The sequence below is a fragment of the Curvibacter soli genome (assembly GCF_029211125.1).
In the GTDB taxonomy this organism is placed as follows: Bacteria; Pseudomonadota; Gammaproteobacteria; order Burkholderiales; family Burkholderiaceae_C; genus Curvibacter_A; species Curvibacter_A soli.
In genome coordinates, this window is sequence record NZ_JARGEN010000032.1 from 17,346 (window position 1) to 29,343 (window position 11,998).

Consider the following 11,998-nt stretch of genomic DNA (forward strand, 5'->3'; position numbering starts at 1 on the left):
ACATGAACCGCCGCAACTTCTTCACCAGCGCCGCCACCACCGTGGCCGCCGCCAGCGTGGCACACAGCGCCCTCGCCGCCCTGCCCGACGTGGCCCAGCAGACCGGCAGCGCCACCGCCGCGCCGCTGCCCGCACCCGCGGGCCAGCCCTACAACCCCGTGGTCACGCTCAACGGCTGGACGCTGCCGTGGCGCATGAACGCTGGCGTCAAGGAATTCCACCTGGTGGCCGAGCCCGTGGTGCGTGAAATCGCGCCCGGCATGCAGGTCAACATGTGGGGCTACAACGGCCAGAGCCCGGGCCCCACCATCGAGGTGGTGGAAGGCGACCGCGTGCGCATCTTCGTCACCAACCGCCTGCCCGAGCACACCACCGTGCACTGGCACGGCCAGCGCCTGCCCAACGGCATGGACGGCGTGGGCGGCATCACGCAGCCGCAGATCCCGTCCGGCAAGACCTACGTGTACGAGTTCACCGCGCGCCGGCCCGGCACCTTCATGTACCACCCGCACGCCGACGAGATGGTGCAGCTTGCCATGGGCATGATGGGCATGTGGATCACGCATCCGAAAGGCAGGCACCCGCTCATCGCCCCCGTGCAGCGCGACTTCTGCTTCCTGATCGGCGCCTTCGACGTGGAGCCCGGCGCGCGCACGCCGCGCGTCAACACCATGCTCGACTTCAACCTCTGGGCCTGGAACAGCCGCGTGTTCCCCGGCATCGACACCCTCAACGTGCGCCTGGGCGACCGCGTACGCATCCGCATCGGCAACCTCACCATGACCAACCACCCGATCCACCTGCATGGCTTCGAGTTCGAGGTCACCGGCACCGACGGCGGCCCCGTGCCGCCCGCCGCGCGCTGGCCCGAGGTGACGACCGACATCGCCGTGGGTCAGATGCGGCAGATCGAGTTCGTGGCCGACGCGCAAGGCGACTGGGCCCTGCACTGCCACAAGAGCCACCACACCATGAACGCCATGGGCCACGACGTGCCCACCATGCTCGGCGTGGACCATGGCGGGCTGGAGCGGAAGATCCGCGCCATCGTGCCCGACTACATGGCGATGGGCGACAAGGGCATGGCCGACATGGGCGCCATGGAGATGCCGCTGCCCGACAACACCCTGCCCATGATGGGCGGCCAGGGCCCGTTCGGCCCGGCCGAGATGGGCGGCATGTTCAGCCTGCTCAAGGTGCGCCGCGGCCAGTTGCCCGGCGACTACGGCGACCCGGGCTGGTACCAGCACCCGCCCGGCACCCGCGCCGCCGAATGGAGCGGCGACGCGCCCGATACCGTACGCGCCGCGCCAGGCGCCACCGTGCCCGGCATGCCATCGGTGCGCAAGCCCGGCGCCGAGCACGAGGGTCACCACTGAGCCACGCCACTCCTGAATTGATAGCTGCCACCGCAGTCATACAAAGCGCTGGAGCCACTTTTCATATAAAAAACCTGGCAAGCAAACCCCTGCGCGGCACCATCCAGCAGGAGCCCCCGCCACATCCTTCACAAGATTTACCCTAGAAACGGCAGTTGACCGCTTTGTATCCCTTGACAAGCCGCATGGAATCAAGCGTTGACGGCTTCGATGGGGTTCACCTCGTGGGTGAGAGCGCTATGCACCTGCCTTTCTAGGTTTACAGACACGAAAGTTCCGCTTATGAAAATCCTTTTCCATGCCGTTGCCGCCCTCCTTGCCACCGCCGCGCTGGCTCCCTGCGCGGCCAGTGCGCAGAGCGACCACGCAGCCATGCACAACGCCGCCGAGGCCGCGCCCGCCGCCGCGCTGACCGACGGCGAGGTGCGCGGGATCGACGCCGCCACGGGACGCATCACTCTGCGGCACGGCGATATCGCCAACCTCGGCATGCCCGCCATGACCATGGTCTTTCGCGCCACCGACGCCGCGCTGCTACAGGGCCTGCGGGTGGGCGACCAGGTGCGGTTCGCCGCCGACCGGCAGGGCGGCCAGCTCGTGGTGACGCAGATCCGTAAAGCCGCGCCGTAGGCCGCGCCGGCGTTGCGCGGGGCCTGGAACTTGCTTATTGCAAAAGGTACATTCATACCCCCGTCACTCCCACGAGGCAGGCGGCGCTTCACGAATGCACACAACAAGGAGTCCAGGCATGACACAAGCACACATCAGCCGCCGCCGGTTTTCCGCCGCGCTCGGGCTTTCCCCCGCGGCCGGCCTGCTGGCCGGATGCAACAACATTCCCGACACCCTCAAGATCGGCGTGGCGCAGCCGCTGTCGGGGCCGCTCGCCCTGCTGGGGCAGGATCTGCTCAACGGCGTGCAGCTCGCCGTGCAGGAGATCAACGCCAAGGGCCTGGTGGTGAACGACAAGCGCGTCACGCTCGAAGTGGTGTCGTTCGACGACAAGGCCAACGCCGACACCGGCAAGGCCGTCGCGCAGCAGCTCGTCGACGCGGGCGTGGTGGCGGTGGTGGGCCACCTCAACTCGGGCGTCAGCATCGCCGCCGCCCCCATCTACGGTGCCAAGGGCATTGCGCAGATGGCCATCTCCACCAACCCCAAGTACACCGAGCTGGGCCTGCCCACCACCTTCCGGCTGGTCGCCAACGACACGCTGCAGGCGCGCGCCATCGGCTCGTTCGCGGCCAGCCAGTTCGTGGCCACGCGCTATGCCGTCGTAGACGACAGCACGCCCTACGGCAAGGACCTGGCCGACGGCGCCGCCCGGCAACTGACCAGCGAAAAGAAGGAAGTCGCCATCCGCCACTCCTATGACGACAAGACCACCTCGTTCGACCCGCTCGCCGCTGAGCTGAAAAGCAGCAAGACCGAACTGCTCATCTCCACGCTGAGCGACTTCCAGGTGCTGGCGCTGCTGGAGGCGCTGCGCAAAATCGACTACACGCGCCTGAGCGTGCTGGGCGGCGACACCATGAAGACCACCGACATGCTCAAGGGCGCGGGCATGGTGGACGGCCTGTACGCCACCTCGCCCATCCTCAACGCGAGCGAGTTCACCGCCGGGCGGCCCTTCCTCGAAAAATACCTGGGCGCCTTCAAGAAGATGCCCGCCTACGGCGGCCACTACACCTATGACCCTAAATCCGGCAGTTGAACCAACCGAAAAACTGAAAAAACCCAATATCCATGCGGGTTTCCAAAGACTTCAAGTGACTGCAGAGCAGTTCCAAATGGGTGAGTCTGGAAAGCATGGAAACTCAATGCGTGACAGGCACTTGCTCGAATTTTGGGGATTCAACTGCCGGAAATAGGATGACTGCACGCACATCCTGGTCGACGCGATCCGCCGCGCCAAGTCGGCCAAGCCCGAGGACATCGTCCGCGTGCTGCACGAGATCAAGGGCTACGCGCCCGTCACCGGCTCCATGAGCTGGGACGAAAAAGGCGAGCAGCGCTACGGCGCCGTCGGCGTGTACGAGATGCGCGCCGGCAGTTGGAGCCTGCGCATGCGCTCCGACCGCTGGTAGGCACGCCGGGGAGTCGGGGCGGCGGCCGGGCGCTGAAATCGAATAAGCTTGCCCGCGCCATGCCCCAGTCCACCCCGCCACGCCGCCCCTCGGCATCGCGCCCGCCACGGCATGCCGGCGCCATCACCGACGTGGCGGGCATCGAGGTCGGCCACGACACCGACGCCCGCCGCCCCACCGGCTGCACCGTGGTGCTGGCGCGCGACGGCGCCGTGGCCGGCGTGGACGTGCGCGGCGCCGCGCCCGGCACGCGCGAGACCGACCTGCTGGAGCCCACCCACCTGATCGAGAAAGTCCACGCCATCGTGCTCGCGGGCGGCAGCGCCTGGGGGCTGGATGCCGCCAGCGGCGCGGCCCGCAGGCTGGAGGAGGAAGGCGTGGGCATGCCCATCCCCGGCGTGGGCCGGCTGCCGCTGGTGCCCGCCGCCGTGCTGTTCGACCTGCTGGTGGGCGACGCCCGCATCCGCCCCGACGCCGCGGCGGGCTACCGCGCCTGCGCCGCCGCGAGCGCCAGGCGCCCCGCCGAAGGCAGCGTGGGCGCCGGCACGGGCGCCACGGTGGGCAAGCTGTTCGGCATGGCGCGCGCCATGAAGGGCGGCGTGGGCACCGCGTCCGTCACCGCGGGCGGCGTGACGGTGGGCGCGCTCATCGCCTGCAACGCCTTCGGCGACGTGGTGGACCCGCAGACGGGCCGCGTGGCCGCCGGCGTGCGCACCGCCGATGGCCGCCGGCTGCTCGACGCCCGGCGCGCGCTGCTGCGCGGCATGGTGCCCGCGCCGCTGCTGGCCGGCGCCAACACCACCATCGGCGTAGTCGCCACCGACGCGGCCATCACCAAGGCGCAGGCCCACCGCCTGGCCGTGGCCGCGCACGACGGGCTGGCGCGCAGCATCAACCCCGTGCACACCATGAGCGACGGCGACACGCTGTTCACCCTGGCCACGGGCCGCGCGGCGTCGCCGGGCATGCTGGTGCTGTCCACCCTGGCCGCCGAAGCCGTGGCGCGCGCCACGGTGCGCGCGGTGCGGGCCGCGCAGACGCTCGTCACCGCCGAGGGGCTGCGGCTGCCGTGCGCGGCGGAGTTCGCGCCATGAGCCGCCTGCCCCAAGGCCTGCGCACGGCGCTGCTGAACCTGCGCGACCTGCTGATTTCCGCCGGGCCCTTCGCCCTGCTCGCCATCGTGCTGCTGGTGCTGGCCTACCGCTGGCTGCAGCCCACGCCGCCGCGCAGCGTGGCGCTGGCCACCGGCCCCGCGCAAAGCGCATATGCCGAATTCGGCACGCGCTACCGGCAGGCCCTGGCCGCCGAAGGCATCGAGGTCGTGCTGCTGCCCAGCGAGGGCTCGCAGGACAACCTGCGGCTGCTGCGCGAGGGCCGCGCCGACATCGGCTTCGTGCAGGGCGGCAGCGCCGAGCCCGCCGGCGAAGAGGGCGACAGCCTGGTGTCGCTGGGCGGCCTGTTCGTCGAGCCGGCCTGGCTGTTCTACCGCGAGGAGGCCGTGCGCCGGGCCATGCACGGCGGCAAACTCGATGCGCTGCCCGCGCTGCAGGGCCTGCGCGTCAACGTGGGCACGCCCGGCAGCGGCGTGCCGGCGCTGGTGGGCAAGCTCATCGACGCCAACCGCATGGCCGCCGACGCGCTGAAGCTGTCGCGGCTCGAACAGACGCCCGCAGCGGTGGAGTTCCTGGCGGGCCGGCTCGACGCGCTGGTGTTCGTCTCGGCCCCCGAATCGCTGATGGTGCAGATGCTGCTGCAGACGCCCGGCGTGCGGCTGATGAACTTTCCGCAAAGTGAGGCCTATGCGCGCCGCCTGCCGTTCCTGAGCCCCGTGACGCTGCCGCGCGGCGTGGTGGACCTGGCGGGCAACGTGCCGCCCTCCAACGTGCGCCTGGTGGCATCCACCACGTCGCTGCTGGCACGGGAGGACACGCACCCCGCCCTGCTGCGACTGTTCGCGCAGACCGCGCAGACGCTGCATGGCGGCGCCGGCTGGTTCAACCGCGCGCGCGAATTCCCCAACCTGCGCACCGCAGGCGACTACCCCATCGCTCCCGAGGCCGAGCGCGCCCTCAACCAGCCGCTGCCGCTGATGCAGCGCTATCTGCCGTTCTGGGCCGCCAACCTGGTGGAGCGCATGTGGCTGGCGCTGGGGCTGATCGTCGCCATCCTGCTGCCGCTCTCGCGCATCGTGCCGCCGCTCTACGCCCACCGCGTGCGTTCGCGCGTGTTCCGCTGGTACGGGCAACTGCGCGCGATCGAGGCCGGGATCGAGGCCGGACAAGTCGACGCCGGCACGCTGGCCGGGGAGTTGGACCGGCTCGAAACGCAGGTCGAGAAGGTCAGCGTACCGCTGTCCTATGCCGACGAACTCTATGCCCTGCGCGACCACATCCACATGGTGCGCAAGCGGCTGGGCGCCAGCGGTGCATGAGCAAACGCGGCCCTGCTCACCCCCTGTTTCACATCTGCTTTACAGTGCTGCGGCACGATGACGGCTCCGACTCCTCACAAGCCCCCATGATCTCTGTCACTACGCTGCGCGGCGCAGCGCACAGCCAGCGGCTTGCCCGACTGCTTGCCTCCGCCATGGTTCTCTTCGCGCTGGCCGCCTGCTCCCGCCCCGCCCCGGACAAGCCCGCCGCTGCGCCCCCCGAGGTCGGCGTGTTCACGCTCAAGGCCGGGCGGCAGACCTTCACCACCGAGCTCACGGGCCGCACCAGCGCCTTCCTGGCCGCCGACATCCGCCCGCAGGTCGGTGGCATCGTGCAGCAGCGGCTCTTCACCGAAGGCGCCACGGTCAAGGCCGGGCAGGTGCTCTACCAACTCGACCCGGCCACCTACCAGGCCACGGTATCCAGCGCCCAGGCCACCCTGGCGCGCAGCCGCGCGAGCACCGCCATGGCCGAGACCACGGCGGCCCGCAACGCCGAACTGGTGCGAATCGACGCCGTGAGCCGGCAGGTCAACGACCAGAGCCAGGCCGCGCTGGCCCAGGCCCGCGCCGACGAGGCCACCGCCGAGGCGGCGCTGGAGACGGCGCGCATCAACCTCGGCTACACGCGCATCACATCGCCCATCACGGGGCGCATCGCCGCCTCCACCGTCACGCCGGGGGCGCTGGTCACCGCCAACCAGACCGCCGTGCTCACCACGGTGCAGCAGATCGACCCGCTGTACGTCGACGTCACGCAGTCCAGCGTCGAGGTGCTGCGCCTGAAGCGCGAGTTCGCCGCCGGCCGGCTGACCAAGAGCGGCGCCGACGCGGCGCGCATGCGGCTGATCCTGGAGGACGGCACGCCCTATGGGCGCGAAGGCCGCCTGCAGTTCGCGGGCATCAGCGTCAACCCCTCTACCGGCGCCGTGACGCTACGCGGAACTGTACCCAACCCCGACGGCCTGCTGCTGCCGGGCATGTACGTGCGCGCGGTGATCGAGGAAGGCGTGGACGAGAACGCCCTGCTCGTGCCGCAGCAGGCCATCACGCGCGACGCCGTGGGCCGCGCCGGCGCACTGGTGGTCGATGTCGACGGCAAGGTGGTCCGCCGCGCGGTGACGCTGGGCCGCGCGCTCGGCAACCGCTGGCTGGTGCTGGGCGGGCTGGCCGCGGGCGACCGCGTCATCGTGGAAGGCTCGCAGAAGGCGCGCGTGGGCGAGAAGTCCAGGCCCGTGGAGGTGCAGGTGCCCGAAACGCCTGCCGTCGCACAGGCCGCCGCGCCAGCCGCGCCAGTCATCACGCCCGCCCCTGCCCGCTGACGCGCCGCGCGCACCGATCCCATGGCACGTTTCTTCATCGACCGGCCCATCTTCGCGTGGGTCATCGCCATCGTCATCATGCTGGGAGGGGCGCTGTCCATCGAGAGCCTGCCGCTGGAGCAGTACCCCGACATCGCGCCGCCCGCCATCTCCATCACGGCCAACTACACGGGCGCCTCGGCCAAGACAGTCGAGGACTCCGTCACCCAGGTGATCGAGCAGCAGTTGAAGGGCCTGGACAACCTGATCTACATGGCCGCGACCAGCAGCTCGTCGGGCCAGTCGCGCATCACCCTCACCTTCAACGCCGGCACCAACCCCGACGTGGCGCAGATGCAGGTGCAAAACAAGCTGCAGCAGGCCATGCCGCGGCTGCCGCAGGCGGTGCAGGCGCAGGGCGTGACGGTGACCAAGGCGGGCAACGACTTCCTGATGATCGTCTCGCTGTATTCGGAAAACCCGGCGCTGTCGCGCACCGACGTGGGCGACTTCATTTCCAGCAGCATGGTCGACGAGATCAGCCGCATCGACGGCGTGGCCGAGGTGCAGGTGCTCGGCTCTGGCTACGCCATGCGCATCTGGCTCGATCCGCGCAAACTGGAGAAATACGCCCTCAACCCCGCCGACGTGAACGCCGCGCTGCAGGCGCAGAACGCGCAGGTGTCGGCGGGCCAGCTCGGCGGCCTGCCCGCCACCGCGCAGCAGCAGCTCAACGCCACCGTCACGGCGCGCAGCAAGCTGCAGACCGTGGAGCAGTTCGAGAAAGTGCTGCTCAAGATCGCCCCCGACGGCGCGATGGTGCTGCTGAAGGACGTGGCGCGCGTGGAACTGGGCGCCGAGAGCCTGACCGTGCAGTCGCGCCTGGCGGGCCGCGCATCCGCGGGCATGGGCATCGTGCTGGCCAACGGCGCCAACGCGCTGGATGTCTCCAAGGCCGTGGTGGCGCGCGTGCAGGAGCTGCAGCCCAGCTTCCCCAACCAGATGAAGGCGATGGTCAACTACGACACCACGCCCTTCGTGCAGGCGTCGATCCACGAGGTGGTGAAGGCGCTGCTCGAGGCCATGGTGCTGGTGGTGCTGATCATGTACATCTTCCTGCAGAACCTCCGCGCCACGCTGATCCCCGCGATCGCCGTGCCCGTGGTGCTGCTGGGCACCTTTGGCGTGCTGTCGGTGCTGGGCTATTCGATCAACACGCTGACCATGTTCGGCATGGTGCTGGCCATCGGGCTGCTGGTGGACGACGCCATCGTGGTGGTCGAGAACGTGGAGCGCGTGATGACCGAGGAGCACCTGGCCCCGAAGGAGGCCACGCGCAAGTCCATGGCCGAGATCACGCCGGCGCTGGTCGGCATCGCGCTGGTGCTGTCGGCGGTCTTCATCCCCATGGCGTTCTTCGGCGGCTCCACGGGCATCATCTACCGGCAGTTCTCGGTCACCATCGTGTCGGCCATGGCGTTGTCGGTGCTGGTGGCACTCACGCTCACGCCCGCGCTGTGCGCCACCATGCTCAAGCACCTGCCGCACGACGCCAGCGGCCACCGCGCGGTGCGCCGCGGGCTGCTGGGCTGGACCGACCGCTTCTTCCTGTGGTTCAACCGCGGCTTCGACCGCATGGCCGATGGCACGCAGGGCGTGGTGCGGCGCATGGTGCACCGCGGCTGGCGCATGATGGTGGTCTACCTTGCCGTGGCCGCGGGCATGGCGGTGCTGTTCATGCGCCTGCCGACGTCCTTCCTGCCGGTGGAGGACCAGGGCATCCTCACCGCCGAAATCCGCATGCCGCCGGGCGCCACCGACACGCGCATCCAGGACGTGGTGTCCCAGTTCGAGGACTACATCCGCCAGCAGCCCGAGGTGGTGATCTACAACGTGAGCACCGGCCTGGCAGGCAACCAGGGCTCGGGGCGCGCCTTCATCAAGCTCAAGCCCTGGGAGGAACGCCCGGGCCCTGAACACAGCGCCGCGGCCATCGCGCGGCGCGCCAACGCCGCGCTCGCCAAGATACGCGACGCACGGGTCTACGTGCTGCAGCCGCCCGCCGTGCGCGGCCTGGGGTCGAGCGCGGGCTTCAACTTCCACATCCAGGACACGGGGGGCATCGGCCACGACGCGCTGGTGCAGGCGCGCGACCGCTTCCTGGAGCTGGCGCGCCAGGAAACGCAGCTCACCGGCGTGCGCTCCAACAATCTGGAGGACACGGCACAGTTCGCCATCGACATCGACGACCGCCGCGCCGGCACCCTGGGGCTGTCCACGGCGGACGTGAACAGCACCCTCTCTGCCGCCCTGGGCGGTACCTACGTCAACGACTTCATCGACCGGGGCCGCGTGAAGAAGGTCTACATGCAGGGCGACGCGCCGTTCCGCATGCTGCCCACCGACGTGAACAGTTGGACGGTGCGCGGCAACGCCGGGCAGATGGTGCCGTTCTCGGCCTTCTCCACCCAGAGCTGGACCTACGGCTCGCCGCAGTTGCAGCGCTACAACGGCCAGCCCTCGTTCGAGATGCTGGGCAACGCGGTGGCGGGCGTGAGCTCGGGCACGGCGATGCAGAAGGTGGACGCCCTCATGGCGCAGATGCCGCCCGGCGTGGGCCACTCGTGGACCGGCGCCTCGTTCGAGGAGCTGCGCTCGGGCGCGCAGGCACCCATGCTCTACGCGGTGTCCATCCTGTTCGTGTTCCTGTGCCTGGCGGCGCTGTACGAAAGCTGGTCGGTGCCGTTCTCGGTCATCCTGGTGGTGCCGCTGGGCATCGTCGGCGCGGTGCTGTTCACGGGGCTGCGCGGCATGTCCAACGACGTGTACTTCCAGGTCGGGCTGCTGACCACGGTGGGCCTGTCGTGCAAGAACGCCATCCTGATCGTGGAGTTCGCCAAGCAGTTGCAGGAGCAGGGCCGCGACCTGTTCGACGCCACGCTGGAAGCCGTGCGCCTGCGGCTGCGGCCCATCCTCATGACCTCGCTGGCCTTCGGCTTCGGCGTACTGCCGCTCGTGGTGGGCACGGGCGCGGGCGCGGGCGGGCGCCAGGCCATCGGCACGGCGGTGTTCGGCGGCATGGTCAGCGCCACCGTGCTCGGCATCTTCTTCGTGCCGGTGTTCTTCACGCTGATCCGCAGCTATTTGCGCATGCGCGCCGGCACAGCGCCGGCCCGGCAGCCACAAGGGGGTGCGGCATGAAAGCGCGGCATTCCGCATGGCGCGCGGCGGCACTGGCCGCCGCATGGCTGGCCGCCGGCTGCGCCAACCTGGCGCCCGGCTATGTGCAGCCCGCGGCCCCCGTGCCTGCGGCTTGGCAGTCCGCAGTGCCCCGGCCCGGCGCGCTGGCCGCGCCCGTGCCGGACCTGACCGTGCAGGATTTCTTCATCGACCCGCGCCTGCGCGGCGTGGTGGAGCTGGCGCTGTCCAGCAACCGCGACCTGCGCGTGGCCGCGCTCAACATCGAGCGCGCGCGGGCGCAGTACGGCATCCAGCGCGCCAGCCTGCTGCCCGCCATCAACGCCACGGGCGCCGCCAGCCGCACGCGCACGGCGGAGGACGTGTCGTCCAACGGCATCGCGACGACGCAAAACGCCTTCAGCGCCAACGCCGGGCTGGCGAGCTGGGAGATCGACTTCTTCGGCCGCCTGCGCAACCTCGACGACGCGGCGCTGGAAACCTTCCTGGCCACCACCGAGACGCGCCGCAGCACGCAGATCAGCCTGGTAGCCGATACCGCCACCGCCTGGCTCACGCTGGCCGCCGACCAGCGCCGCCTGCGGCTGGCGCGCGAAACATTGCAGAGCCAGCAGGCGTCGTACGAGCTGACGCGCCGCGCCCACGCCGTCGGCGCCGAATCGGGCCTGACGCTGGCCCAGGCCCGCACCACGGTCGATGCCGCACGCGCCGACGTGGCCGGCTACACGCGCGCCGTGGCGCAGGACCGCAACGCGCTGGCGCTGCTCGCGGGCGCCGCCGTGCCCGAGGCGCTGCTGCCGCCCGCCGACGACGACAGCGCGGCGCAAGCCGCCGCACTGGTGGCGGTGCCCGAGGGCCTGCCGTCGGACCTGCTGCAAAGCCGCCCCGACGTGCTGGCGGCGGAGCACACGCTGCGCGGCGCCAACGCCAACATCGGCGCCGCGCGGGCCGCGTTCTTCCCGCGCATCACGCTCACCGCCCAGGCCGGCAGCGCCAGCCGCGACCTGGACCGCCTGTTCGCCGGCGGCAACGGCGCCTGGACCTTCGCGCCGCAGATCGTGCTGCCGATCTTCAGCGCCGGGGCGCTGCAGGCCAGCCTGGACGTGGCCGAGATCACGCGCGACATCAACGTGGCGCAGTACGAGAAGACCTTGCAGACCGCGTTCCGCGAAGTGGCCGACGCGCTGGCCGCGCGCGCCACGGTGGACGAACAGCTCGCCGCCCAGCGCTCGCTGCGCGACACCTCGGCCACGGCGCTGGAGCTGTCGCAGGCGCGCTACCGCACGGGCGTGGACAGCTACCTCGACGTGCAGGTGGCCCAGCGCTCGCTCTACAGCGCCGGCCAGACGCTCATCACGCTGCAACTGGCCGAGCAGGTGAACCGCCTCACGCTCTACAAGGTGATGGGCGGCGGCTGGCAGCAGCCGGAGCCGGCGGGCGCGGCGCAAGCGGCGCCACAGCCTGCATCCTGATGATCCTGGAAACGGCGGTTGGATGCGCCTGCCGCTGCCGTGATCGGGGTGCCAGGCAAGACGCGCCGACGCGGCGGGCTACTGCCCGCAAGGAGGAGCAACGCCGCATGGCGCGCCGAGCGCGGTGCTG

At 70.4% G+C, this 11,998-nt stretch carries 7 protein-coding genes and 2 pseudogenes; all 9 read left to right on the forward strand.

Going from position 1 to position 11,998, the window contains the following annotated elements:
- Positions 1-2: 2 nt before the first annotated feature.
- The 9 genes and pseudogenes from PY257_RS08040 to PY257_RS08080 all read left to right on the forward strand — a co-directional run bounded on the left by PY257_RS08040 (position 3) and on the right by PY257_RS08080 (position 11,868).
- Positions 3-1,379 (forward strand): multicopper oxidase family protein, encoded by a 1,377-nt coding sequence (locus tag PY257_RS08040; protein WP_275740734.1) that lies wholly within the window; start codon positions 3-5, stop codon positions 1,377-1,379.
- Between the two features lie 282 nt (positions 1,380-1,661).
- Positions 1,662-2,009 (forward strand): copper-binding protein, encoded by a 348-nt coding sequence (locus tag PY257_RS08045; protein ID WP_275740736.1) that lies wholly within the window; start codon positions 1,662-1,664, stop codon positions 2,007-2,009.
- Positions 2,010-2,127: 118 nt separating this feature from the next.
- Positions 2,128-3,075, forward strand: a pseudogene (locus PY257_RS08050) (branched-chain amino acid ABC transporter substrate-binding protein); the annotation flags it as partial.
- A gap of 178 nt (positions 3,076-3,253) precedes the next feature.
- Positions 3,254-3,466: pseudogene (locus PY257_RS08055) on the forward strand (branched-chain amino acid ABC transporter substrate-binding protein); the annotation flags it as partial.
- 59 nt (positions 3,467-3,525) lie between these two features.
- The gene (locus tag PY257_RS08060; RefSeq protein WP_275740738.1) at positions 3,526-4,560 is read left to right on the forward strand and encodes a P1 family peptidase; all 1,035 of its coding nucleotides are present in this window, start codon (positions 3,526-3,528) and stop codon (positions 4,558-4,560) included.
- Positions 4,557-5,897: a TAXI family TRAP transporter solute-binding subunit gene (locus tag PY257_RS08065; RefSeq protein ID WP_275740740.1), complete on the forward strand. Its 1,341-nt coding sequence runs from the start codon at positions 4,557-4,559 to the stop codon at positions 5,895-5,897. The genes PY257_RS08060 and PY257_RS08065 overlap by 4 nt, the downstream gene beginning before the upstream one ends.
- An 86-nt stretch (positions 5,898-5,983) precedes the next feature.
- Positions 5,984-7,219, forward strand: a complete 1,236-nt coding sequence (locus PY257_RS08070) for an efflux RND transporter periplasmic adaptor subunit (RefSeq protein ID WP_275740742.1) — start codon at positions 5,984-5,986, stop codon at positions 7,217-7,219.
- Between the two features lie 21 nt (positions 7,220-7,240).
- The gene (locus tag PY257_RS08075; RefSeq protein ID WP_275740743.1) at positions 7,241-10,399 is read left to right on the forward strand and encodes an efflux RND transporter permease subunit; all 3,159 of its coding nucleotides are present in this window, start codon (positions 7,241-7,243) and stop codon (positions 10,397-10,399) included.
- Entirely contained in the window at positions 10,396-11,868 is a 1,473-nt protein-coding gene (locus PY257_RS08080; RefSeq protein WP_275740745.1) for an efflux transporter outer membrane subunit, read from the forward strand. Before PY257_RS08075 ends, PY257_RS08080 begins: the two co-directional genes overlap by 4 nt.
- The last annotated feature ends 130 nt before the right edge of the window (positions 11,869-11,998 follow it).

What these genes read in the sequence shown, in the direction of transcription:
- PY257_RS08040 (WP_275740734.1), top strand. Translation starts at nt 3, where the DNA reads ATGAACCGCCGCAACTTCTTCACCAGCGCCGCCACCACCGTGGCCGCC.
- PY257_RS08045 (WP_275740736.1), top strand. Translation starts at nt 1,662, where the DNA reads ATGAAAATCCTTTTCCATGCCGTTGCCGCCCTCCTTGCCACCGCCGCG.
- PY257_RS08060 (WP_275740738.1), top strand. Translation starts at nt 3,526, where the DNA reads ATGCCCCAGTCCACCCCGCCACGCCGCCCCTCGGCATCGCGCCCGCCA.
- PY257_RS08065 (WP_275740740.1), top strand. Translation starts at nt 4,557, where the DNA reads ATGAGCCGCCTGCCCCAAGGCCTGCGCACGGCGCTGCTGAACCTGCGC.
- PY257_RS08070 (WP_275740742.1), top strand. Translation starts at nt 5,984, where the DNA reads ATGATCTCTGTCACTACGCTGCGCGGCGCAGCGCACAGCCAGCGGCTT.
- PY257_RS08075 (WP_275740743.1), top strand. Translation starts at nt 7,241, where the DNA reads ATGGCACGTTTCTTCATCGACCGGCCCATCTTCGCGTGGGTCATCGCC.
- PY257_RS08080 (WP_275740745.1), top strand. Translation starts at nt 10,396, where the DNA reads ATGAAAGCGCGGCATTCCGCATGGCGCGCGGCGGCACTGGCCGCCGCA.